This is a genomic window from Cupriavidus sp. C3SS-1, assembly GCF_057073755.1.
In genome coordinates this window covers 514,998-537,075 of the sequence record NZ_CP172700.1, presented here as the reverse complement: position 1 = coordinate 537,075, position 22,078 = coordinate 514,998, and the positions used below count along the sequence as shown (strand labels likewise).

At 61.6% G+C, this 22,078-nt stretch carries 22 protein-coding genes; 12 read left to right on the top strand and 10 right to left on the bottom strand.

Going from position 1 to position 22,078, the window contains the following annotated elements; all coding sequences use genetic code 11:
• The first annotated feature begins 31 nt into the window (after window positions 1-31).
• Together ACIGJC_RS18480 and ACIGJC_RS18475 are read left to right on the top strand one after the other, a co-directional pair.
• Window positions 32-1,015 (top strand): DUF1852 domain-containing protein, encoded by a 984-nt coding sequence (locus ACIGJC_RS18480; RefSeq protein WP_483713542.1) that lies wholly within the window; start codon window positions 32-34, stop codon window positions 1,013-1,015.
• An 88-nt stretch (window positions 1,016-1,103) separates the two neighbouring features.
• The gene (locus ACIGJC_RS18475; RefSeq protein ID WP_483713540.1) at window positions 1,104-2,129 is read left to right on the top strand and encodes a methionine synthase; all 1,026 of its coding nucleotides are present in this window, start codon (window positions 1,104-1,106) and stop codon (window positions 2,127-2,129) included.
• A 650-nt stretch (window positions 2,130-2,779) separates the two neighbouring features.
• Here the strand turns inward: ACIGJC_RS18475 and ACIGJC_RS18470 are convergent.
• Complete coding sequence (locus ACIGJC_RS18470) at window positions 2,780-4,204, bottom strand: short-chain fatty acid transporter (RefSeq protein WP_483714466.1); 1,425 nt, start codon at window positions 4,202-4,204, stop codon at window positions 2,780-2,782.
• An 85-nt stretch (window positions 4,205-4,289) separates the two neighbouring features.
• On the bottom strand, window positions 4,290-5,771 hold the full coding sequence (locus tag ACIGJC_RS18465; protein ID WP_483713539.1) for an amidase: 1,482 nt from the start codon (window positions 5,769-5,771) through the stop codon (window positions 4,290-4,292).
• A 162-nt stretch (window positions 5,772-5,933) separates the two neighbouring features.
• Here ACIGJC_RS18465 and ACIGJC_RS18460 point away from each other — a divergent pair, with 162 nt between their 5' ends.
• Window positions 5,934-6,806, top strand: coding sequence for a LysR family transcriptional regulator (locus ACIGJC_RS18460; RefSeq protein WP_483713537.1), 873 nt, complete (start codon window positions 5,934-5,936; stop codon window positions 6,804-6,806).
• Window positions 6,807-7,519: 713 nt separating this feature from the next.
• Here ACIGJC_RS18460 and ACIGJC_RS18455 read toward each other — a convergent pair.
• From ACIGJC_RS18455 to ACIGJC_RS18435, 5 genes are all read right to left on the bottom strand, one after another.
• The gene (locus tag ACIGJC_RS18455) at window positions 7,520-8,005 is read right to left on the bottom strand and encodes a carboxypeptidase-like regulatory domain-containing protein (RefSeq protein WP_483713536.1); all 486 of its coding nucleotides are present in this window, start codon (window positions 8,003-8,005) and stop codon (window positions 7,520-7,522) included.
• A 1,005-nt stretch (window positions 8,006-9,010) separates the two neighbouring features.
• Window positions 9,011-9,994, bottom strand: coding sequence for an FAD:protein FMN transferase (locus ACIGJC_RS18450; RefSeq protein WP_483713535.1), 984 nt, complete (start codon window positions 9,992-9,994; stop codon window positions 9,011-9,013).
• Window positions 9,975-12,182, bottom strand: a complete 2,208-nt coding sequence (locus tag ACIGJC_RS18445; protein ID WP_483713534.1) for a PepSY domain-containing protein — start codon at window positions 12,180-12,182, stop codon at window positions 9,975-9,977. The genes ACIGJC_RS18450 and ACIGJC_RS18445 overlap by 20 nt, the downstream gene beginning before the upstream one ends.
• Window positions 12,183-12,207: 25 nt before the next feature.
• Window positions 12,208-12,675 (bottom strand): DUF2271 domain-containing protein, encoded by a 468-nt coding sequence (locus ACIGJC_RS18440; protein ID WP_483713533.1) that lies wholly within the window; start codon window positions 12,673-12,675, stop codon window positions 12,208-12,210.
• Between the two features lie 113 nt (window positions 12,676-12,788).
• The gene (locus ACIGJC_RS18435; RefSeq protein WP_483713531.1) at window positions 12,789-13,202 is read right to left on the bottom strand and encodes a PepSY domain-containing protein; all 414 of its coding nucleotides are present in this window, start codon (window positions 13,200-13,202) and stop codon (window positions 12,789-12,791) included.
• Between the two features lie 143 nt (window positions 13,203-13,345).
• Between ACIGJC_RS18435 and ACIGJC_RS18430 the strand changes: the two genes are divergently transcribed.
• On the top strand, window positions 13,346-14,005 hold the full coding sequence (locus tag ACIGJC_RS18430; protein WP_483713529.1) for a response regulator: 660 nt from the start codon (window positions 13,346-13,348) through the stop codon (window positions 14,003-14,005).
• Window positions 14,006-14,007: 2 nt separating this feature from the next.
• Window positions 14,008-15,363: a sensor histidine kinase gene (locus ACIGJC_RS18425; protein ID WP_483713528.1), complete on the top strand. Its 1,356-nt coding sequence runs from the start codon at window positions 14,008-14,010 to the stop codon at window positions 15,361-15,363.
• A 98-nt stretch (window positions 15,364-15,461) separates the two neighbouring features.
• On the opposite strand, the gene ACIGJC_RS18420 is transcribed toward ACIGJC_RS18425, so the two are convergent.
• The 3 genes from ACIGJC_RS18420 to ACIGJC_RS18410 all read right to left on the bottom strand — a co-directional run bounded on the left by ACIGJC_RS18420 (window position 15,462) and on the right by ACIGJC_RS18410 (window position 18,167).
• Window positions 15,462-16,073 (bottom strand): hypothetical protein, encoded by a 612-nt coding sequence (locus tag ACIGJC_RS18420; protein ID WP_483714465.1) that lies wholly within the window; start codon window positions 16,071-16,073, stop codon window positions 15,462-15,464.
• A gap of 218 nt (window positions 16,074-16,291) precedes the next feature.
• Complete coding sequence (locus tag ACIGJC_RS18415) at window positions 16,292-17,203, bottom strand: cation diffusion facilitator family transporter (protein WP_483713527.1); 912 nt, start codon at window positions 17,201-17,203, stop codon at window positions 16,292-16,294.
• Between the two features lie 103 nt (window positions 17,204-17,306).
• A complete protein-coding gene (locus tag ACIGJC_RS18410; RefSeq protein WP_483713526.1) occupies window positions 17,307-18,167 on the bottom strand; it encodes an MBL fold metallo-hydrolase in 861 nt (286 codons plus the stop codon).
• Window positions 18,168-18,251: 84 nt separating this feature from the next.
• Here ACIGJC_RS18410 and ACIGJC_RS18405 point away from each other — a divergent pair, with 84 nt between their 5' ends.
• The 7 genes from ACIGJC_RS18405 to ACIGJC_RS18375 all read left to right on the top strand — a co-directional run bounded on the left by ACIGJC_RS18405 (window position 18,252) and on the right by ACIGJC_RS18375 (window position 22,017).
• The gene (locus tag ACIGJC_RS18405) at window positions 18,252-18,590 is read left to right on the top strand and encodes a metalloregulator ArsR/SmtB family transcription factor (protein WP_483713525.1); all 339 of its coding nucleotides are present in this window, start codon (window positions 18,252-18,254) and stop codon (window positions 18,588-18,590) included.
• A complete protein-coding gene (locus tag ACIGJC_RS18400; protein ID WP_483713523.1) occupies window positions 18,584-19,018 on the top strand; it encodes a YeeE/YedE family protein in 435 nt (144 codons plus the stop codon). Before ACIGJC_RS18405 ends, ACIGJC_RS18400 begins: the two co-directional genes overlap by 7 nt.
• A gap of 1 nt (window position 19,019) precedes the next feature.
• Window positions 19,020-19,451: a DUF6691 family protein gene (locus ACIGJC_RS18395; protein ID WP_483713522.1), complete on the top strand. Its 432-nt coding sequence runs from the start codon at window positions 19,020-19,022 to the stop codon at window positions 19,449-19,451.
• A 56-nt stretch (window positions 19,452-19,507) separates the two neighbouring features.
• Window positions 19,508-20,329 (top strand): sulfite exporter TauE/SafE family protein, encoded by an 822-nt coding sequence (locus ACIGJC_RS18390; protein WP_483713520.1) that lies wholly within the window; start codon window positions 19,508-19,510, stop codon window positions 20,327-20,329.
• Between the two features lie 54 nt (window positions 20,330-20,383).
• The gene (locus tag ACIGJC_RS18385; protein ID WP_483713518.1) at window positions 20,384-21,202 is read left to right on the top strand and encodes a c-type cytochrome; all 819 of its coding nucleotides are present in this window, start codon (window positions 20,384-20,386) and stop codon (window positions 21,200-21,202) included.
• Window positions 21,203-21,371: 169 nt separating this feature from the next.
• Window positions 21,372-21,575, top strand: coding sequence for a YgaP family membrane protein (locus ACIGJC_RS18380; RefSeq protein WP_483713517.1), 204 nt, complete (start codon window positions 21,372-21,374; stop codon window positions 21,573-21,575).
• 94 nt (window positions 21,576-21,669) lie between these two features.
• Entirely contained in the window at window positions 21,670-22,017 is a 348-nt protein-coding gene (locus ACIGJC_RS18375; RefSeq protein ID WP_483713516.1) for a carboxymuconolactone decarboxylase family protein, read from the top strand.
• Window positions 22,018-22,078 lie beyond the last annotated feature (61 nt).

Sequence of the window (22,078 nt, the reverse complement as noted above, 5' to 3'; positions counted from 1 at the left end):
TTTTTCTCAGAAATTAGGTCACTAGATCGCAATGAACAACGAGCTTACCTTTAAACTCAAGAGCATTTGCTTCGATGAAAACTATCACCCATCGGACAGCACGCGCATAACCACCAACTTTGCCAACCTGGCCCGGGGAAACAGTCGACAGCAGAACCTGCGCAAGACGCTGAGGATGATTGACAATCGATTCAATGACCTGGCGCACTGGGACAATCCGACGGGAGATCGCTACTCTGTCGAACTCGAGATCATCTCCGTTGAGATGAATATTGAGACCAAAATCAGCAATGATGTATTTCCATTGATCGAGATACTGAAGACCAGCATTCTCGACAAGAAAACGAACAAACGCATTGACGGTATAGTGGGAAACAATTTCTCCTCCTACGTGCGCGATTATGATTTCAGCGTCTTACTTCCAGAGCACAACGTCAATCGACCGGATTTCAGCACGCCAGACAATTTCGGCGACTTGCATGGAAAGCTGTTCAAGCAATTTGCTAACTCAAGCACTTACAAGGAGTGCTTCAACAAGCCGCCTGTCATCTGTATCAGCGCGTCGACCAGCAAGACCTATCAGCGGACCGGGAACCAGCACCCCATATTGGGAGTCGAGTACCAACAGAATGAGCTGTCCTCGACCGACCAATACTTCGCAAAAATGGGGATGAAGGTTCGATTTTTCATGCCTCCGAATGGCGTTGCGCCGTTGGCTTTCTACTTTCACGGCGACCTGCTGGGCGACTACACGAATCTCGAGTTGATCGGCACCATCAGCACAATGGAAACCTTCCAGAAGATTTATCGTCCCGAAATTTACAACGCCAATTCTGCAGCAGGGAATCTCTATCAACCGAGCCTGAAGAACCAGGATTACTCGTTGACGCAGATTGTCTACGACCGGGAAGAACGCAGCCAGTTGGCTGTGAAACAGGGGAAGTTTGCGGAGGAGCACCTCATCAAGCCGTACAAGGGCGTCCTTGAACAGTGGGCTGCCAATTCCTCGCTCTGACCAGCCCCAATACACAAACCACTCTTCATGAAGAAGCGGTCCCGACGCACGTTCGTCACACCCATCATTGTTTGAAAGGAATCCTCAGATGTTTGAAACCTCCATTGCCGGCAGCCTGCCGAAGCCCGCCTGGCTGGCTGAAACCAACAAGCTCTGGCCTCAGTGGAAGGCTGAAGGCGATGCACTGCGCCAGGCCAAGGCCGATGCAACCCTGCTGTGGATCAAGGCCCAGGAAGACGCCGGTCTGGACATCGTTTGCGACGGCGAGCAATCGCGACAGCACTTCGTGCACGGTTTTCTTGAGCAGGTTGAGGGCATCGACTTCGAGAACAAGGTGAAGATGGGCATCCGCGACAACCGCTACGACGCGATGGTGCCGCAGGTGGTGTCGGCTCTGCGCCTGAAGGGCCGAGTGCATGACTTCGAGGCGCAGTTGGCGCGAGCGCACACGAAGAAGAAGCTGAAATTCACCCTGCCCGGCCCGATGACCCTCGTCGACACCGTAGCGGACCGCTTCTACGGCGACAAGGTCAAGATGGCCTTCGCTTTTGCCGAGTTGCTCAACCAGGAGGCCATGGCGCTTCAGGCTGACGGCGTAGACATCATCCAGTTCGACGAGCCCGCCTTCAATGTCTACATGAAAGACGCCGCCGACTGGGGCGTGCAGGCGCTCGAGCGCGCGGCTCTGGGCTTGACCTGCACGACGGCGGTGCACATCTGCTACGGCTATGGCATTAAGGCCAATACCGACTGGAAGAGTACCCTGGGCGACGAATGGCGCCAGTATGAAGCGGTGTTCCCCGCACTGGCCCGCAGCAGCATTGATCAGGTAAGCCTGGAATGCATCCACTCCCATGTGCCGCCCGACCTGATGAGCCTGCTGGTCGGCAAGGACGTGCTGGTCGGCGTGATCGATGTGGCCAGCGACGTGATTGAAACACCCGAGGAAGTGGCTGACACCATCGGCCGGGCGCTGGAGTTCGTGCCAAAGGAGCGGCTGTTCCCGTGCACGAATTGCGGCCTGGCGCCGATGGCGCGGGACGTGGCGTGGCGCAAGCTGGAAGCACTGGCAGCAGGCACACGGCTGGCAAAGGAGCGACTCACCACGGCATGACGCACACTCGGTCGTTGCGACCAGTCATCTTGGTCGCGCCGTCGGTGGCGCGACACATCCCGCGCATATTGGAATCGACCAGCTTTTCCATCGGGCGCGCCGCAGCTTAGCTTCGCAGGGCAAACCTTGTGATGCGTTTTCCTTATCACAATCCGCGCTGCGGGTCCAAACTGGACGGACTCAATTCGACTTTATCCCGACATGCCCCAGGCTAGCCATGCCCGAACACGACGAATCTGAACTCGACATCCCCCTTCGTGCCGAACTTGCTCGTCCAGCGAACCTCGACTGAAATTCATCTTCGATTCCGCCATTAGTTCGCTTATCCACTAGCCCCGTCTTCACCTCCAAACGGGGAGGGTGGCTCAAATGGATCGAGAAGGCTGACCATCCCACCACCACTGGCGGAGGCGTCCCCGCTCAATGGGTCGCCCATGCACCGGCGCGCCACCTCATTCCGGTCTACCAGGCGCGGTGCAACGCAGATCAACTACGCGATCAGCATCGGCAATCGCGGAACGTATCATTGCAAGTCTTCGGCGGTCCGACGATCTGAGCACTCCCGACTAACGGATTTGCCCCATGATTGCGGAAGCAATGCCTGGCCGGCCGGCCCCGTGCGCTTGTGCTGCTGCGCACGGGCCTTTGCACTACGGCAGCACAGGCGGCGAATACTGCAGGGTTCCGGCCAGGGCCCACAGCAAGAGCAGTACCAGCGGCGTGTGAGTAAGAAATTGCGCGAACGTGAAGCCCACGAGGTCGCGAGCCTTCAGGCCGAGGATGCCGAGCAGCGGCAGCATCCAGAATGGATTGATGAGGTTGGGCAGCGCCTCCGCGGCGTTGTAGATCTGCACGGCCCAGCCAAGGTGGACATGGAGGTCATTGGCAGCCTGCATGACGTACGGCGCCTCGATGATCCATTTCCCCCCACCGGACGGCACGAAGAAGCCTAGCACGGACGAATAGACGCCCATCATCAACGGATAGCTCTCGGCTGACGAAATGCCGACAAACAGCGTCGAAAGATGGTGCGACAACGATGCGCCGTCCGGCCCCTGCGCCGTGGTCATCATGCTGGCGATTGCGCCGTAAAGGGGGAACTGGATGAGCACCCCGGCAGTAGCCGGTACCGCCCTCGCCACCGCATCAAGGAAACTGCGCGGTCGCCAGTGCAGCAGCATTCCGACCAGCAAGAAAATCAGGTTGTAGGTATTCAGACCCGAGATCGCCACCAGCAGCGGCTTGCCGGACAACTCATGCCACACCCATCCCGTCCCCAGTGCCACGAGCGCGATCGTCAGTATCGGGCTGTGTTCCAGCCACTCTCCTGGACGCCTGCTGACCAGCGCGGAACATTTGGCTGGCTCTATGACGACACCGAGCTCGGAAGCAGTCTTTGCGCGCGACGGCCCCGGCGCGGTCCAGTACGCGACTAGCGTCGATACCATGAGCAGTACCGCCGTCACGACCAGGCTTTGCCACAGGAAGATGGTCTTACTGAACGGAATCACCCCGGTAATCTGTAGCAAGCTCGGTGGAATGCTTGCCGGGTTCGCCTGCAATTGAGCCGCCGATGAGCTGAGCCCCATCGCCCAGGTCGCGCCAATACCGAGATATGCCGCAGCTCCGGCCGCGCGATAGTCCATGCGCAGATCGGTACGTCGCGCCAGTGCCCTTGCCAGCAACCCGGCGAAGATCAGGCTGATAGCCCAGTGGAGCAACGACGCCACCACGCTGATGAACGCTACATAGGCGACGGCTGAGCGCCCGTTTCGCGGCACCTGGGCCGCTCGCTCGACAAGCCGCGCTATCGGCGGGGAGCTGGCGATGACATAGCCAGTAATGGCGACCATCGCCATCTGCATCGTGAAAGGGATCAGGCTCCAGAAGCCGTTCCCGAACGCGACCGACACCGCGCCCGGCGTGGCACCGATAGTCATCGCGCCCAACGCAACCGCCACCACGGTCAGTGCGACGAACACGTAGGCGTCCGGATACCACTTTTCGCACCAGCGGGTCACACGTAGCGCCAGCCGTTCAAGTGCCGGGGTATCGGGAGCGGCGCTGCCGATCATGGCGCCACCCGCCTGTGAATCCCGCGGCACAGGGGTGGCCGCGGCAATTTCCTCTTGTCGTGACATGGCTGCATCTCCTTCCGTTCTATGCATGCTGGCCCACCGCCATCCCGGCGCGCCGAGTCGGCAAGCCCATCCCCAGCGACTGCTCCAGCAGGTAGGTCGCACCGAGCAGATCGAAGTCGCCACGAGGACGGCCCATAAGCTGAAGCCCGACCGGTCGGCCGTCCGCTGTCAGGCCGACCGGGATCGAAATCACCGGACAGCCGGTCAGGGTTAGCACGAAGGTCAAGTACATCCAGTCGATGTACGACTGCAGCGGCTCTCCATCGATCTCCGTTGGGAATCGCTGCGCCACCGGGAACGGCGCCACGGCGACCGTCGGGCACGCGAGGACGTCGTAATCTCGAAAAAACGCGGCCACGCGCTGGAACAGTTCACCGCGCAGACGTTCGGCGCGGGCAACGTCGGCACCGGTTTGATTCAGGCCCTTCTCGATGTTCCAGATGATCTCGTCACAGATCTGCGGGCGGTATGCATCGAGCAGCGGCCCGCGCACCGCGGCTACGAGATTGGCACGCAAGGACTGGAAGGACTCAAATGCTCCTGTAAAGTCCGGATGCGCGGCATCCACATCCGCGCCGAAGTCGGCGAACCGCAATGCCGCATTCCGGCAAAGCGAGGCAACCTCGGCCTCCACCTTTCCGACGCCCAGGTTCGTTGAGAACGCCACCCGCGCCGGCGCGCGTGGCTCGGCAATTGCCCGTACAAATGGAGTCATCGGCGCTGGCCACGACAGCGGATCACGCATGTCGAAATGGGCCTGGGCGTCGAGCATCAGTGCGACGTCCGCCACGCTGCGTGCCATCGGGCCCTCGACCCAGAGCGGGTCGTACGGCATCACGGAAGATGGACGCGGCACCCGGCCGACGCTCGGCCGCATGCCCACGATCCCACAAAAGCTGGCCGGAATTCTGAGGCTGCCGCCGAGGTCATTGCCTGTGGCGAGCCAGACCATTCCCGCGGCAAGGGCCGCGGCAGAGCCTCCGGAGGAGCCGCCCGCCGAGAGCTTCGGGTCCCAGGGATTGCGCGTGGCGCCGAAGACGGTGTTGAAGGTATTGGCGCCGGCGAATTCGGGCACATTGGACTTGGCGACGGGGATGGCGCCCCGGCCTTCGAGGTTGGACACCGTGAGGTCGGAGCGCGCAGCCAAGTTGTCGGCGTAGATCGGCGAGCCGTAGGTGGTGGGCGCGCCCGCCAGGTCGTTGTAGTCCTTGACGGCGATCGGCAGGCCGGCAAGCCACCCGGGCGCCTCGCAGGTCGCTGCGTCCGGCTTCGGGAAGTCACGTGCGGCCGCGCGCGCCGACTCGAAACGTCGGATAGGCAAGGCATTGATAACAGGATCGACCGCCTCGATGCGAGCGATGGCGGCGTCAACCAGATCCAGCGGTGACAGCTCGCGCCGCTTGAGCAGCCGGACCGCGTCCGTGGCGCTGAGGTCGCAGAGGGAATCGCTTCGCTCGCGCGGGGTGTCCGCGATGTCGTTGATGCTGGGGGTGCTGGTCATGCATGTCTCCTGTCTGTTGTGATAGGCCCGGCTGCCGCGCGTCACTGAATTGTCGTTCCGGGTCGAATGCAGGATAATTGCCGCACCCTCCGGGCGGAAATCACATCTCCTGATGACTTCCATAAGCCGCGCCTCACTGGGGGCTGGCGCGTCAAACAGTCCATGGACATCCGGCAACTTCGCACCTTCATCACAGTCGCGCGATTCGGCAACGTCACCCGGGCGGCCGAGGCACTGCACGTCACGCAACCTGCCGTCAGTGGGCAACTGCGTCAGATGGAAGAGGAATTGGGCCTGCAACTGTTCGACCGGACGAAATCCTCCGTCGTGCTGACTCAATCCGGGCACGAGTTGTTGGTGCGCGCCGAGAAGGCGCTGGAAGCGTTTGGCGACTTCCTGCATGCAGCGAAGGCGCTCCACGGGCAAATCGAAGGGAACCTGCGCATCGGCGTCGTGATGCTCGATCCAGCAATGCTTCGCATCGGGCCGCTGCTGGCGCTGCTGGTCCGGCAATGTCCGGCGCTGAGAATCGACTTGCAGGTCGGACGTACGCCCTGGTTACGGACGGCGCTGCAGGCATCGGAAATCGACGCAGCGATCATGGTCGCGCGCACGGCGCCAAAGGGCACCGGCATGCTCGTGCTGACGCCGCTGAAGTTCCGCGTCGTTGCGCCGGCGGCTTGGGAGGCGCGCACCAACTCGACGGCGGAGCTGACGCGATTGCCTTGGATTCGCATGACGCCGCACAGCGCGCATGAGGAATTACTGAGCGAAATCCTCACACGTGCCGGCATCGCGCCGGTCGAGTCGGTGCTGGCCGACCACGAGCTGATGATCCGCGAGTTGGTCACCGCCGGCGTCGGCCTTGGGCTGTTGCGCGAAGACCTTGCGTTGGCCGCACAGGATGCCGGCGAACTGGTCTTCGTGGGGAACTACAGCGCCGATTCGAACCTCGCTCTGATCTATCCGGAAGAGCGTGAGAACGAGCCGGCAATCCGTACGGTGCGTGAGGCGCTGCGCACCCTTTGGCGGTAGGAACTGGCCGGCGAAGCACCGTTTTCGTTTCGCGAAAAATGCTGAACAGCGGTACACAGCAAACGCGAATCATGCACGCATGCTGACCACCGAGGTACCGGGCAATAGACCATTCGTGCCCAACAGGTGACGAGATTGGTGTGCCCGATGCCTTTCGAATCGTCGAGCACGGAAATCACGTTCGGCGTAACGCGGAATAATCGGACTTTACAAGTGAATCGAGGGCAGAGACCGGCCATAAGCGCCGTAGCGCCGCCCGCGCCAGCGTGAACACGTGCGTCCAGAAAGTCCGTGGTGTCTCCAGAGTTCGTAAAGCCAATCCTCCGGTAGTACACCGGCAGCGATTCATATCCTGTACGACCGATTAAGCCGCCTATCCTCGCATTGCTACGGCACTTATGTCCGCATGACTTGGATTTGGCCGAAGCGCTCTAACTCACCCGAGTGAGTGTGCAAGGGGGAAGAAGCTTGTTCTCATACCCTACTCAAGAGGGGATTACCATTCTGCAAGTATGGTTATTATTAAGGGCAAGGCTGAGCCTGCGACGCCAGCCCCGCCACCGCCCGCGTCGCCCCCCGGCCACGCGGGCTCTTTTTTTGGGCGGTAGCGTTCAGAGTGCCGTCAAACCCAGGGCCGAGCCTTGCGACCGAGTCGTGGTGCCCGCGCCGGGGCTCAATGCAGGTGGTAGTAATGTACCGAGCGGCGGCTCAGTTCAGCGGCACGGACAGCTCGTACTTGTGCAAAGTAGCCAGTCATCTTCCAGCGTGTTGACCTGGAATCGGAACGTCATGTCCAGGGGTTGGTCCGACACGACGACGTCGCGCATCTGGTCACGACCTTGATATCCCACCGTGAGCCGGTACGCACCTGGCTTAAGTCGCATGTATAACCGTGGACCACCAGCCACAATGCGCAGCACCGCCTTGCCCTCGGCGCTGGTTACAACCACGGTCGCCCCGCTTAGCGGCCTGGCGCTGCCCGCATCGATCATGCTGAGTCGGACATTGAAGCGCGCGGCGACATCTTCCATGGCCCGCCTACCGGCTTCGTCGTCTCTGGCACAAGCGTAGGGAATGCCCCGCTGCTCCATGATCAGCACGCGGTCTCCCGCCGGTTCCGCCTGCGTAGCGCAACCCGCGACCAGTAGCACAGCCAACAGCGACGACACCGCGATACCAAGGCGTTTTGAAATCTGCATTTACCGGTGCCCCATTGGATTCGACAGCGGTCCAGATTACCGGCCACGAATACGGGCCGACTGTCTCAGCGCGTCACCATCGGACCGATCGTGCTTCCGCAGCACTGGACGAACCGACCTGGCAACGAGTTGATCTGAGACGGAACTCAGGATGGCGACTGTAACGTGTCGGCCCGGTCCATTCCCAACACGATGACGTCCGCGCTCCACAGACAAAACTCCTTTCAAAGATGAATGGCCCAATCGTCTGGAAGATGGCCTGGATTTGGCGCTGTCGCTGCTGTTCCGGTGTGAGCTTGCCTCATGTGCCTCCAGCCCATCATCCTCGGGCCCATTCCGCCGAAGTACAAGGGCGGAAATCGTGGCCGCCAGGATTCTTCGTTTCATCTCTCAATTCCTTCACATTGAGAGTCACGCCATCGGCAAGGGGCACTCTTGCCGATTGAATTCAATCTAGATCTCAGCGACGGCAATGATTTGCGCTGGCTCAAGAATGCTCGCATGGCGAGCGTCAGCGACCGTCCAAGTGGGCGTGCGAGACTTTGGGCAGCGACTGCTATTGCCAATCCCGAACTGTCATCTGCGCCCGGTCAAGCCCGAATCCTGACAACTTGCTGGCCCCGTGAAAGACCTACATGGCGCCCACCGATATCCACACCATCGGTCTTCGACGCCGCGCGGCGGTAAACCCTTGCCAGCCGCAACCTCTTGTCAGGCCTTCGGAGACACCGGCGATGTGTTCGTGGCGAGGAATTCAAGTTCCTTTTCGGTTTCAAGGCTAGCCACCGGGGCAATTTCGATGAGATCGCTCAAGCTCCCTCTCCGATGACGTTTGCAAGAATCTCATGTTCGAGTTCGGCGGCCTGCTCGGCGCCGCGTTTCGGGTGAGCCGAAACGTCGAGCCAGGTTCCGATGATGTCCGTAACCGGGATGCCCTCACGGAAGACAGACCGCGCTGGGGATATGGCTACAACTCCCACCGGCAGAAAAAATCTGGCCAGAATCCTATCGCACTTCTGCAAACGTGCCCGTCCCGATCGTGCGCAGCGCATCGCCATCGCGTACAACGAAGAGTGCGTCGAGGCGCCGCCGCTGAGCATAATCCCGCCCGGCCTGCTCGCCGAGCACCATCAAGGCTGTCGCGTAGGCGTCCGCCTCCGCGCATGTCGGTGCGATGACCGTCACCGACGCTATGGAACTGCGCAATGGCGCGCCGGTTCGGGGATCCATTGTGTGCGAGACGCGCGCACCACCGATGTCAGCCCAGTGGCGGTAGTCGCCAGACGTCGCGATGGCAGCGTTGCTCAGTTCGATTACGCCCATTGCAGCGTGCCGCTCGTAATCCGGGGCCTCAAGCGCAATCGCCCATGGCGACCCATCCGGCTTGCTTCCGCACGCGCGCATTTCGCCGTCGATGCCGACAAGCCATGAGTCGATCCCGTGCTCGCTCAACACGCGTGCAAGTTCGTCGACGCCGAATCCCTTTGCAATGCCGCACAGATCCAGCGCAACGGGTCCCAGCTTGCGTACCCGGCACTGTTGCACGTCCACGTCGATCAGATCGCTCACAGACAGGCATGGGCTTGCCCGCGACGTGCCCACTCCGCCCGGACGATGTGCATGCTGCTCCCCCGATGGCCCAAAGCCCCACATGCCGACCAGGTCACCGACGCCGATGTTGAAGGCATTGTGGGTGTCACGGCCGATCTCCAGCGCACGCACGAATAAAGCCGCGAGATTGCCGGGGACCGGCACCCAGCAATCCAGCTCGGCACGATTCAGCCGAGAGAGATCTGAGCTGTCCTTCCAGTTCGACATCTGCTCGTCAACCGCGCCCACTGCCGCGGCAAGCCGCGCCGACAGTTCTCTTCCATCCGTCTTCGGCGACGCATGGAAGGATGCCGTGTAGCGGGTTCCCATCGTCGCGCCGCTCACACGCCAAAGCTTGAGTTGCGTGTCTGGCAACGCCTCAATAGACATCTTCGACATAGCGTTCCTGCGCTCTCAGTTGTGCGACGGACAAGCCGGTATCCGTCAGAATGCGTTCCCACGCCTGCGCCACTCCCTCCGCCATCCTGCGGCCGCCGCACACCATGATTTGCGCGCCGTGCGTGACCAGAGTGCGCAGGCTCTGTGCATCGGCGAGAAGGCGCTCCTGCACATAGCTCCGGCTTCCGGAACGTGAGAAGGCAGTCGTGAGTGCCTGCAGCCGCTGGTCGGCTACCAGGTGCCTGAGTTCGTCGCGGTACAGGAAGCCATCGTCAGCATTGCGCGCACCGAAATACAGGTGCATCGGACGGCGGGCCGCATTGTGCCGGATGAAACCGATCAGTGGACCAATCCCGGTTCCAGCCCCGATAAGGATCACGGGCACGCTTCCGGCGCCCGGCCGAAAGCGCGCGTGCGGCCGCATGAATGCCTCAATCGTGTCGTCGGGCTGCAGGCCTGTGAGGTACCCGGAGCAAACGCCGTTCGGATGACGCCGCACGCAGATCTCGACCAGGCCGTCCGCCGTCGCGCTCGCGAGCGAGTAGTACCGGGGCGAGGTAGCGCCTGGCGGCACGACGCCGAGCAGATCCCCCGCCTCGAACCTGGGCAGCCGCGGCCGTAGCAGGATAGCCCAGGATCTTGCCCCCTCGGCAGGCATGAAACGCAGCACCGAAGTCATGTCCTCCGGATCCGTACCATAGTCGTCACGTGAGACGAGCCTGAGCGGTATCGTGGGCGGCAGCGATGGCGTGTAGCGGATATCGAGCGAAACGCCGAGCCTTTCGGCAAGCCCCGTGCACCACTGCCGGAATTCGGGTTCAGACTGCCTGTCAACCGTGCCCGGATCGGTCAGTGCTTCCAGCCCCCTGGCGGTCAGCGCATCATGAACCGTTCGCGCATAGCCGCAAAAATGAGGAAACTGGCGGTCGCCGAAGCCCAAGACCCCGAACGCCACCCCGCCAGGGATCGTCAGGCGCTCGAGCTTCGGCAGGAATCGTATAGCGCTCTCCGGTGCATCGGCGTCACCGTAGGTCGCAGTCAGGACCAGCAGATACCGCAGGCTGCGGCCGGCCGCAAGATCGTTCATCGGCGCAACATGCACGCGAAGGCCAGCCCGGGTCAGCGCTGCATGCAACGCCGAAGCAAAGCCCCACGTGCTATTGCCCTCGGTGCCCACCAGCAACACGGTATCCGCGTCGCGTGCCGGCACGTTGCCGGCGAGCTTCGGCATGGCGCGTCGACGACGCAGCCAAAGCAGCAGGCCGGTTGCGGCCAGCAACGGCACCGACGCCGACGATGCGCCGAGGATCAGCCCAAGCCACCATAGTCCTTCGCCCGTGTGCAGCATGCGGACAATCCCGTGCACACGTTGCCAGGCGTCGGCCGGCTGAAAGGCAAGCCATCTGCCTGACGATGGATCGACATAACCGGCGCCATCCGTCGTATTCACTTCGATGCTGCTGCTAGGGTCGGCCGCGTTGGCAAACGTCAACTGACGCAGCCTGGAGACATCTATTGCCAGTGCGGGCATCTGCCGCAGTGGGATTGGGGGCGTGGTAATTGCCGAAACGCTGAGAGCGGGCTCCCGCGCGCCGCCTTCCGGGATCACGCCGAACGTCGCCAACGACAGGACGACCCCGGTCATCGCCGACAGCGTGAGGCCGGCAAGCGCAACTCGTGCAGTTTCGTTATGCAGCCGCTGCACCCCGTCACCCCGGATCGGGGCCAACATGTGCTTCCACCCGCCCATCCGGCGTGAGAGCAATACAAGCCCGGACAACGCGGCGAACAGCATGAAGGCAGCAGTCGCACCGGTTGCGATCCGGCCAGCATCACCTAGAAAGAGCTTACGGTGCAGGTTCTTCAGCCAACGCTCGACAGGCGAGGGGCGATAGTCGCCGACAGCCTTGCCGGTAGCTGGATCAATGATGGATGCACGCTGTTCGCCGCCGGCCTGGTAGTACGCGATGATCGCCCCTGACGGCCTGCGTACGAGTGTTTCGACGTCGGGCACCGAGGTGCTCACGCGGCTGGCGAGCGTTGCGACGTGCAGCGGAGCCTGGCCCGGACGGACGGCACTTGCGTGCTCAAGTGCCGGATTCACCGACAGCGCCGCGCCTGTCAAGGCGACGATCGTCATCAGCAATGCGGCGACGAGACCGGGGATTGAATGGAGCTTGCGTAACATCGGGCACCTCCTCGCCTGCCCCGGGTTAAAGTGAATAGCGGAACGACTTCACATAGCCGCTCCCCTTGACCGTCTTGTTCGCGCCCGAGGTGGTCAGCGGCACGACGACCTCGGACGGGTATTCCTTCATGTCCTCGACCGCCGTGTCGATGTGGACCTCATATCCGGCGTCGAGCAGCGTGTCGGACAGATCCAGCGTCGCACGCAGCGCCTTGCCTGCGCCCACGCTGGCGCCCGTAATGCCGTCTACCTTTGCGGCGCCGCCCGTGGTGCGATACCAGTCGCGCAGATGCCGGTAGTACTTCGCTTTGCGCCCTGCCACCCACAGCGTGCCCTGGTACCGTCCGGCGCGATCGGTGACATACATGGCAACGTAAGCGCCATCCCCCCCATAGCTCGACAGTTGCGTCTCGAACGAAACCTGACGCGCGGATGCCAGTGAAGGCGCGGCAAGCGCGCCGGCAAGCACGGCGATTGGGAATGCGTGTTTCATCTGGATTCTCCTGTTTTGGTCAAAAGGGGGGCCTCGCACCCATCGCTTCGGGCCTGCCGCTGCTTCGGCAGGATTAACGCCGATGAGGTACGCGGTGCGTCGGCAATAAGGGGTCAGCGGATCTGGACCTGGGGCTTCGTGCCAGGCTTCAGCAAGCCTTCGGGGGGTGCGTCAGCCGGTGGCTTGCCAGTATTCGCGCCCGGCAGGCGCCCGCGTGCTCCGCCGTGGTCGTCGTCTTCACGTTTCATGCGCACGACGTCAAGGGTGACGGGGTCAAGCTTTGCCTTGAAACGCCGGCCATCGGCATCACGACCCTTGACCTCGTAGCAACCGTCGTCGATCCTGAGCTTGTCGATCTGCCAGCCCTTTTGCTGCGCCATCGTCCGGACATCGTCGCGCGGCTTCCAGGCGTTGACCGGCGCCTCGCAGTCGTCGCTGTCGTGCGCCTGTGCGGGATGGATGCCAGCGGCGACGACAAATGCAAATATCGTGAGCGCCAAGCCTCTGGCTATTCGCAGGTGTTTCATGACTGACATCTCCCGTTCGCATCGCTGGACTCCACAATGCACCTGAAACCTGAAGCCAAGCTTGCGGACACAAGAAATTTTCTTCATGTTCGCGACAGGTTCGCGTGGCAAAGTCACGCGAGACATCTATCAGGAAGATCTTAATGAGAGTTCTTCTCATCGAGGATGAGCCCTGGCTCGGGGAGGCCGTTCGCGACCAGATCGAGAAAGACGGACATCCGACTGACTTCGTGGCCAGCCTCGCCGAGGCGCGCCGGCACCTTGCGGCCGCTAACTACGACCTGATCCTGCTCGATCTGCTGCTCCCCGACGGTCGGGGGCTTGACTTCCTGCGAGATCTTCGTGCGGGTGGCTCGACCGTGGCCGTCATCATTCTGACTGCGCTCGATCAGGTATCAAACCGTATCGCCGGGCTGAACGCCGGCGCGGACGACTATCTCGTCAAGCCCTTCGACCTGTCAGAGCTCTCCGCACGGGTGAGCGCGGTTTCACGCCGGTATTCGGGCAATCCGAATCCCCTGGTCAAGCTCGGCGAACTGCGAATCGATACAGCGCGGCGCAGCGTGATGCGCGGTGCCGCGCGCATCGACCTGACGGCCAGTGAATGGGCGCTTCTGGAAGCCCTGATCCAGCATCCGGGGATGATCGTGTCAAGAAGCCGGCTTGAGGATCGCCTTTATTCCTTCAACGAGGATATTGGCAGCAACACCATCGAGGTACATATGAGCCGACTGCGCAAGAAGCTTGGTGCCGACATCATCGAGACCCTGCGTGGGCTCGGCTATCGGCTCAAGCACGACTGACAATGCTGCGCAGCCTGCAAGGTCGGCTCGCGACCGCGTTGGTGGCGGGGCTCGCTGTGCTGTCGCTCGCGGCCGCGGCCGCTTCATTCCACGTGCTGCGCCACGAAGTCGATCGGATGTCGGACAGTGCGTTGCAGGAAACGGCGCAGCGCCTGTTGCCGCTCGCCATCATGGATATCGTCGGGCGCGATGCGGATGGCGATGACGATGGCAGCCGCCGTATCGCAGGAGTTCGCCCGCACAACGAATTACTGACCTACGCGGTTCGCGATGACAGGGGCAAACTTCTGCTGCGATCGCACGATGCCGATATGGCCATCTTCCCGCCTGACCTGAAAGCGGGCTTCACTTCTACGGCGTCGCACCGGATTTACGCCGAGCCGGGCTTGCAGGGCACGATCTCGCTGATGATCGCCGAGCCGCTCGCCACGCGCCGGCATGCCGTGATGGAAGCCGCGCTCGCGGTCGCCAGGGTCCTCATCCTGTTTCTGCCGGTGGGCCTGTGTGGCGTCTGGCTGATTGTCCGCACGGGGCTACGGCCAATCCGGCGCTTCTGCGGCAGCATCGCTGCACGCGACCAGAACGACCTGACACCGCTCGAAAAGAAAGAACTGCCGACGGAGGTCGCACCGATCGCCGACGCGGTCAATGACCTGATGGCTCGCCTGGACCGCGCGCTGGCCGCGGAGCGCAGCTTCACTGCCAATAGCGCGCACGAGTTGCGCACACCGATTGCCGCGGCCCTCGCACAGACGCAACGCCTCATGGACGAAATGCCTTCCGCCGCCATGCGTGAGCGCGTGCAGAACGTCGAACGGTCCTTGCACACCCTGTCGCGGGTCAGCGAAAGGCTGATGCAACTCGCGAAGGCGGAAAATGGGCGCGTGCTTGGCGATGCGCCGCAGGATCTTCGGCCGGTACTGGAACTTGTCATCGAGGATTTCCGGCGCGTGGCCTCTGCGAACCCGATCCAGCTCGACCTGCCCGACCAGCCTGTTCCGTCGTGGATCGATCAGGACGCATTTGCCATTGTCGTGCGCAATCTGGTCGAAAATGCACAGAAGCACGGCTCACATGGGCAACCTGTGGGGATTTCGCTGTTGGCCACCGGTTCGCTCACTGTGAGGAATCACGGACCGGTGCTGCCGGACAATGAACTTAAACGTCTGACAAAGCCGTTCGAGCGTGGAGCGACGACTGCCAAGGGCAGCGGACTTGGCCTTGCTATCGTCGAAGCGATTGTACGCGGCGCGGGTTCATCCCTTGAGCTACGCTCCCCGGTTCCGGGCTGGCAAGACGGCCTGCAAGTAAGCATCGACCATTTGCTTGTTGCGCCAGCGACACAGAAGCGCGCGTAAGCCAGCCAGGCCACATCGATTGCGAGGCGTTGCACAGGACACCCTGGCTCGACCGACAGGTGCCCCGGATCGGCGAGGTTCCAGCGCACGTTGCTTCGTTACGGTGGGGAAGACAATTTCCGTGAGCGTCGCCAACGTAAGCGTCGCTCATGCAGCAGACATACCCAGTCCACTCTCGTGAAGAGGTACACGGCCGCCAGAAGAAGCAACTGCGAGAGAACGAAATAGAGACCGAGATAGGCCCCGCCAAGATCCGTGCCCAGATAGCGCGAGCCCACCTGGGCCAGATTCGTCCACGCAAAATAGCTGATGAGGCGTCCGGCAAAGAATGGCAACCCGATCATCCAAAGCCGCATCCCCGTGAGGCCGTACGCAATAAAGAGATAGTTCGAGGGAAATGGGCTGAAGGCATAAGCAAGCATGAACCCCGCCGTCATGCTTTTGCGGCGCTCCAGCCACTGAGCGACTACGTCGATGTTCCGCCTGTCATCCTCACGCATCCAGCGCTGGCGCACCAGTGCAAAGGCCATCTGGGCCAAAACCAGGCGGCCGGTAGTCGCTGCACATGCCGCTGCCAGCGCCAGAAGGGCGGGGTTGGCCTCTGGCTGCGAAAAACCTACCCATGACATTACCATCCATGTCGGCGGGGCAAAGGCTGGCATCAGATTCAAGCCAAAGATCACGACGACCAGGACAAGCAAGTCTGCGATGTCGCTCATCCTTGTCCTCCCAAGACAAAATAAAGGTCATCCTCCCGCGCACAATGCAGCCGCAGGATAGCATCGAGATCATAGAGGAGCCTCTGTAATTCCCGCGTGCTCGTCTCGTCCGGCCCATCCGACGGCAAGTTGGCAACGATCCTGTCCAGCAACCGAGTTAGTCCTCATTGCAGTTCCGCCAAGTGCATTTTGCGATTGACCACAAGACTTCATGCCACGTCGACCGGATCAACGTGCGTCATGACGTTGAGGACATCTTTTCGGCTCATCACTCGCCGTCTCGCCTCAAGCGCAATGTCATGCCCCTCTCTCACGCTCGCCGCTGCATTGATGTCAAGGTGGACGTCCACGAGAATCATGTCACCCATCTTCCGGGTCCGCACATCGTGCGCACCGAGCACGCCCGGTGTTTCCAGCATGGCGTTGCGAATCGCCGTTACCGTCTCCGCGTCGATCGCACGATCCATCAGGTCTCGCAGGGCACTCCGGGAAAACTGCCAGCCCATTCTTGTCACCATCAGGCCAACCACAAGCGCCGCGATCGGATCCAGCAGGTGGTAACCCAGGGTATTGCCCAGGATCCCCAGTGCCACCACCAGCGAAGATGCTGCATCCGACCGAGCGTGCCAGGCATTTGCAACCAGCATGCTTGACCGGACTCGTTCGGCGATCGCGAGCATATAGCGAAACAACAATTCCTTGGTTGCCAGCGCGCCAAGGGCGACCCAGAGCCCGACTATTCGTACTGGCTGGATTGAATCCGGATGTTCAAGCTTGAGTACGGCGTTTGACAGCATGCCGACGCCGACGACTAGCAAAAGAAGTCCAAGTATCAGCGAGGCGGCAGTCTCGAAACGCTGGTGCCCATAGTGATAGGCTTGGCTTGGCGCCTTCTTGCTATGGTGGCTGGCATACAGGACGACGAAGTCCGAAACCAGATCCGAAAGGGAATGAATTGCGTCGGCCACCAGCGCTTGGGAGCCGGCAAAGATTCCCGCGGCAACCTGGGCGAGTGTCAGGCCGATATTGACCGCGACGCTCACGAGCGTGCTTCGTCTTGCCGCAGCCTGGCTGGCTGGCATTTCGTCCGCCTCAGGATTCACTCCATTTTGCTCTTGCATTGACAGTGCCTTGTAATTCCGTATCGGTGTGCCCCAATCCTAGAAGCGATGAGCCCCCTGTCAATCAATCCATGAGGACCGGACGCGCCATCCACTCTAGGCCCTAGACTGCGTTCAGCGGGATTTTCAGGTAGCGCACTCCGTTCGCCTCAGGTGGAGGCAATTCCCCCGCCCGGATGTTGACCTGCACTGACGGCAGTATCAGGGTGGGCATCGCTAACGTCGCGTCGCGTGCCTTGCGCATGGCCACAAACTGTTCCTCGCTCACGCCGTCGTGCACGTGGATATTGCGTTTGCGCTGGGCGCCGACCGTGGTTTCCCAGGTGGGCCCACGGCCCTCGGGCGGATAGTCATGGCACATGAATAGGCGGGTCTCGGCGGGCAGGTCCAGAAGCTTGCGGATGGAGCGGTACAACTCATGTGCGTCGCCACCCGGGAAATCGCAACGAGCTGTGCCGACGTCCGGCATGAACATCGTATCGCCGACAAAGACCGCGTCCCCAATCTGGTAAGCCATGTCGGCAGGGGTATGGCCGGGCACATGAATCGCCTTGCCGGTCAGGCCACCGATGGCAAACGTCTCATCCTCTTCGAAAAGGTGGTCGAACTGCGACCCGTCGAGCCGGAACTCAGGTTCCAGGTTGAAGAGAGTCTTGAACACCCCCTGCACACGGCGAATGTTCTGGCCGATGGCGATACGGCCGCCGAGGTGGCGTTTGAGGTAGGGCGCCGCAGACAGGTGGTCGGCGTGCGCATGCGTCTCGAGAATCCACTCGACGTGCAATTCGTGCTCGTGCACGAAGGCGATGACCTTATCGGCACTTGTCGTTGATGTCCGCCCCGCCTTGGGGTCGTAGTCGAGTACCGAGTCGATGATGGCGCACTCGGGACGCCCCTCCTGATAGACCACGTAGGTCACGGTCCAGGTCGCCGGGTCGAAGAACGGTTGAATGGTCGGTTGCATGCGTGCCTCCTTGGATGCAATACATTCTATTCACACACATTATATTTTTCAATATACTATCAAGACACAAAGTCTAGACGACCTATGGACCAGCCCCACCCCACCATTGACCTCGCCACGATGCAAGCCGCCGCGACGAACGCCTGCGCGCTGCTCAAGGTGCTCGCCAATCCGGACCGCCTACTGGTGATGTGCCGCCTGTCGCAGGACGAGTTGTCTGTTGGCGAACTGGAGGAACAGCTCGGCATCCGGCAGCCGACGCTGTCCCAGCAGCTCGCCGTGCTCCGTGAAAACGGTCTGGTGGCGACGCGCCGCGACGGCAAGAACATCTTCTATTCGGTGGCAAGCCCTCAAGCGCTTGCCGTGATGGCCGTGCTTTATCAACAGTTCTGCGCCAGTACCTCGGAGGACACGACATGCTGATTGACCTTGCCAACTTCACGCCTGGGCTGTCACTGGCCGGCGGACTCATCATTGGCACGGCGGCAGCCGTGCTGGTGCTGTTCAACGGCCGCATTGCCGGCATCAGCGGAATTTTCGGCGGCCTGCTCACCCTGCCCCGCAAAGATATGGCCTGGCGCCTGGCTTTCCTCGCCGGTCTGGTCGGCGCGCCTGTCATTGCAAGCCTGCTCGGCAAACCGGCCATTGCGGATATCCAGGCCAGCTGGGGCGAAATCCTGGCCGCCGGCTTCCTGGTGGGGCTTGGTACCCGCTACGCCAGCGGCTGCACCAGCGGCCATGGCGTGTGTGGCATCTCGCGCGGCTCCATCCGCTCGCTGGTCGCCACCCTGACATTCATGGTGGCGGGATTCCTCACGGTTTTCGTGCAACGGCACCTGATTGGAGGCTGATATGACCGCCATTACCGCACTGCTCGCAGGCCTGCTCTTCGGCGTCGGCCTGATGGTCTCAGGCATGGCCAATCCGGCCAAGGTACTGGGCTTTCTCGACCTTGCAGGCACTTGGGACCCGTCCCTCGCCTTTGTGATGGTCGGCGCGATTCTCCTTGGTTCGCTTGCCTTCCTGATTGCCAAGCGCCGCAAGCGCTCTTTCCTGGGGTTGCCCGTGCAACTGCCGGCCAGCACGACCGTGACGCTGCGGCTGGTGCTGGGCAGCGCCGCATTCGGCGTCGGCTGGGGGCTGGCCGGCTTCTGCCCGGGCCCTGCGCTGGTGGCCTTGGGCGCGGGCTATCCGAAGGCCGTTGGCTTTGTGGCGGCGATGGTGGCCGGCATGGTCGTATTCGAAGTCGCCGAGCGGGCCAAGTCGCCCCTGCAACGGGCGTAAGCGGGCCGGCACTTGGCAGCCATGTCCACCAATCACGTCTATTAAGCGGTAAATCGATGGAAAGCATCTTTGCCAGCAGCGCGATGCTCGGCGCCGTCGTTGGCCTCATCCTGGCGCTGACCGGCGCAGGCGGCGCCATTCTCGCGGTGCCTCTGCTGCTATTCGTGCAGCATCTTAGCGTCGCCGAGGCCGCGCCGGTCGCGCTGCTTGCGGTCGGCCTGTCTGCCGCAGTCGGGGCCTTGCTTGGACTCCGTGCAGGCATTGTGCGTTACCGCGCTGCCCTACTGATGGCGGTCGCCGGTACGCTGTTCTCACCCGTTGGCTTGTGGCTCGCCCACCGCCTCCCGAACGGGCCGCTGACGCTGCTCTTCGCAGCCGTGCTGGCCTTTGTGGCATTGCGGATGTTCCGGCAGGCGACCGTCAGCAAGCAGGAACACCAGACAGGACCCGGGCAACCCATTCAGCCTTGCCAACTGGATAACCGCACCGGCCGCTTTGTCTGGACTGCATCCTGCACCCGCGCGCTGGCGCTGTCTGGTGTTGGTGCCGGGTTTCTGTCTGGCTTGCTCGGCGTGGGCGGAGGCTTTGTCATCGTGCCGGCTCTGAAAAAAGCGACCAACGCTCCTGTACACGCTATCGTGGCGACGTCCCTCGCGGTCATCACGCTGGTATCCGCTTCCGGCGTCATCTCAACCGCCATTGCCGGACGAATGAACTGGCAACTCGGCGTGCCGTTTGCCGCTGGCGCCATGCTGGCCATGCTGATTGGTCGGCGCGTGGCCAGTCGGTTAAGTGGCCACAAATTGCAACAGGGCTTTGCGCTGGTATCCGGCTTGATAGCCATGGGCATGGTAGTGAAAGTCGCATTGGCCGGATGAATGCGAGCGACCAAATTACAAATAATCGATACAGCCCTCTCCTAGGAGACACCCGTGAACAGAATCAAATTGCATGCTCTAACCATCGCCTTGCTGGCTGCTGTCAGTGTGCCAGCACTCGCCCAGTCGCCGGGCGCGCCCATGTCCGTGCCTGATGAGGCGACGATTCCCAAGGGACCGATGGGAGATGCCATCAAGCGTGGCAAGGAGTTGCTGACGGATACCCACAAGCAACTTCCGAAAAATGTTGGCAACGGCTTGAACTGCACGAGCTGTCACCTAAACGCTGGCACCACCGCTTATGCATCGCCCTGGGTAGGCCTCGCCGGCGCATTCCCGGAATACCGCTCGCGCAGCGGCAAGGTCATCTCGCTGCAGGAACGCATCAATGACTGCTTCCAGCGCTCGATGAACGGCAAGCCGCTGCCGTTCGATTCGGCCGAAATGAACGCCGTCATGGCCTATATGAAGTGGCTGTCCACCGGCATCCCGACCGGCACTAACGTCATTGGTCGAGGTTTCGAAAAGATTGATACCTCCCTGACGCCAGACCCGGTCCATGGCAAGGCTCTGTACGCCGCGCAATGCGCGTCCTGCCACGGCGCCGAAGGCTTGGGCACCAGGAACCCGGCAGGCGGCTATGTCTTCCCTCCGGTCTGGGGCAAAGACTCATTCAATGTAGGCGCAGGGATGGCACGCATGTACACCGCGGCCGCGTTCGTGAAACACAACATGCCGCTTGGCCAGGGCGGAACGCTGTCGGCCCAGGACGCAGTCGACGTTGCCGCATACTTCACGCAGCAGCCGAGACCGGATTACGCGGCGAGAGTGAAAGACTGGCCCAAGGGCGACAGGCCAAAGGACGCACGCTAGCCACGAGGGAGTGCCCCAGTGCCACCAATTTAATGGGATTGCGCTACATCATGACCGCGTATCCGGCAATAAGCGAAACTTAATAGAGCTTTCGCTTTTCCCGTTGGATGCAGTCGAAAGCCAGTCCATGTTTTCGTCTGCCCAGCTTTCTTTATAAAAGGAGTCTGCCATGCAAGCAAATGTTGGAACCGTTGACCGAGTCCTCAGAATTGTCGTTGGACTGGTCTTGATTGGTCTGGCTGCGACCGGGCGCATTGGTGCCTGGGGCTGGATTGGCATCTTGCCACTCCTGACCGGCATCGTGCGTGTCTGCCCTGCCTATGGCATTCTGGGTGTGAAGACGTGCTCGACACCAAAGTCTGACGCAAAGTAATCCCGCTACAGCGCGTGAGCCGCTAACTTTCCGCTCGTGGCAATCAAGATGGCAAGTAAGCCGCCCGGCTCAATCCCCAAAGGAAGAAAATTTTATGAGTGGCATTCCTGAATTTAAGACGGTGGTGAAGGATGTGTCCGCGCAGATGCGGCACCTGCGCGAAAGCCAGCCGGATTTGATGACAGCCTTCAGCCAACTGGCTGCCGCCGGGACCAAGGAGGGCGCGCTCAGCAAGAAGACACGGGAGTTGGTGGCTCTCGGTATTGCCGTCGCCTGCCGCTGTGACGACTGTATCGGCTTTCACGTCCAGGCCCTTGTCAGACTGGGCACCACGCGAGCCGAACTGGAGGAGGTACTGGGAACGGCCGTATATATGGGAGGCGGCCCATCGATGATGTATGCCACGCATGCGCTCGCGGCGTTTGAGGAATTCTCATCGTGATGAAGGTGTGAGGCTGCTCAGGCGGGTCGAGCAACCTCGTCTTATTCGGCCGCGCCTCGGC

Coding starts and splice junctions, on each gene's coding strand:
- ACIGJC_RS18445 (WP_483713534.1), bottom strand. CDS start 12,182: ATGTTACGCAAGCTCCATTCAATCCCCGGTCTCGTCGCCGCATTGCTG.
- ACIGJC_RS18425 (WP_483713528.1), top strand. CDS start 14,008: ATGCTGCGCAGCCTGCAAGGTCGGCTCGCGACCGCGTTGGTGGCGGGG.
- ACIGJC_RS18375 (WP_483713516.1), top strand. CDS start 21,670: ATGAGTGGCATTCCTGAATTTAAGACGGTGGTGAAGGATGTGTCCGCG.
- ACIGJC_RS18460 (WP_483713537.1), top strand. CDS start 5,934: ATGGACATCCGGCAACTTCGCACCTTCATCACAGTCGCGCGATTCGGC.
- ACIGJC_RS18410 (WP_483713526.1), bottom strand. CDS start 18,167: ATGCAACCGACCATTCAACCGTTCTTCGACCCGGCGACCTGGACCGTG.
- ACIGJC_RS18380 (WP_483713517.1), top strand. CDS start 21,372: ATGCAAGCAAATGTTGGAACCGTTGACCGAGTCCTCAGAATTGTCGTT.
- ACIGJC_RS18430 (WP_483713529.1), top strand. CDS start 13,346: ATGAGAGTTCTTCTCATCGAGGATGAGCCCTGGCTCGGGGAGGCCGTT.
- ACIGJC_RS18405 (WP_483713525.1), top strand. CDS start 18,252: ATGGACCAGCCCCACCCCACCATTGACCTCGCCACGATGCAAGCCGCC.
- ACIGJC_RS18395 (WP_483713522.1), top strand. CDS start 19,020: ATGACCGCCATTACCGCACTGCTCGCAGGCCTGCTCTTCGGCGTCGGC.
- ACIGJC_RS18400 (WP_483713523.1), top strand. CDS start 18,584: ATGCTGATTGACCTTGCCAACTTCACGCCTGGGCTGTCACTGGCCGGC.
- ACIGJC_RS18440 (WP_483713533.1), bottom strand. CDS start 12,675: ATGAAACACGCATTCCCAATCGCCGTGCTTGCCGGCGCGCTTGCCGCG.
- ACIGJC_RS18480 (WP_483713542.1), top strand. CDS start 32: ATGAACAACGAGCTTACCTTTAAACTCAAGAGCATTTGCTTCGATGAA.
- ACIGJC_RS18450 (WP_483713535.1), bottom strand. CDS start 9,994: ATGTCGAAGATGTCTATTGAGGCGTTGCCAGACACGCAACTCAAGCTT.
- ACIGJC_RS18455 (WP_483713536.1), bottom strand. CDS start 8,005: ATGCAGATTTCAAAACGCCTTGGTATCGCGGTGTCGTCGCTGTTGGCT.
- ACIGJC_RS18390 (WP_483713520.1), top strand. CDS start 19,508: ATGGAAAGCATCTTTGCCAGCAGCGCGATGCTCGGCGCCGTCGTTGGC.
- ACIGJC_RS18475 (WP_483713540.1), top strand. CDS start 1,104: ATGTTTGAAACCTCCATTGCCGGCAGCCTGCCGAAGCCCGCCTGGCTG.
- ACIGJC_RS18415 (WP_483713527.1), bottom strand. CDS start 17,203: ATGCAAGAGCAAAATGGAGTGAATCCTGAGGCGGACGAAATGCCAGCC.
- ACIGJC_RS18465 (WP_483713539.1), bottom strand. CDS start 5,771: ATGACCAGCACCCCCAGCATCAACGACATCGCGGACACCCCGCGCGAG.
- ACIGJC_RS18435 (WP_483713531.1), bottom strand. CDS start 13,202: ATGAAACACCTGCGAATAGCCAGAGGCTTGGCGCTCACGATATTTGCA.
- ACIGJC_RS18470 (WP_483714466.1), bottom strand. CDS start 4,204: ATGATCGGCAGCGCCGCTCCCGATACCCCGGCACTTGAACGGCTGGCG.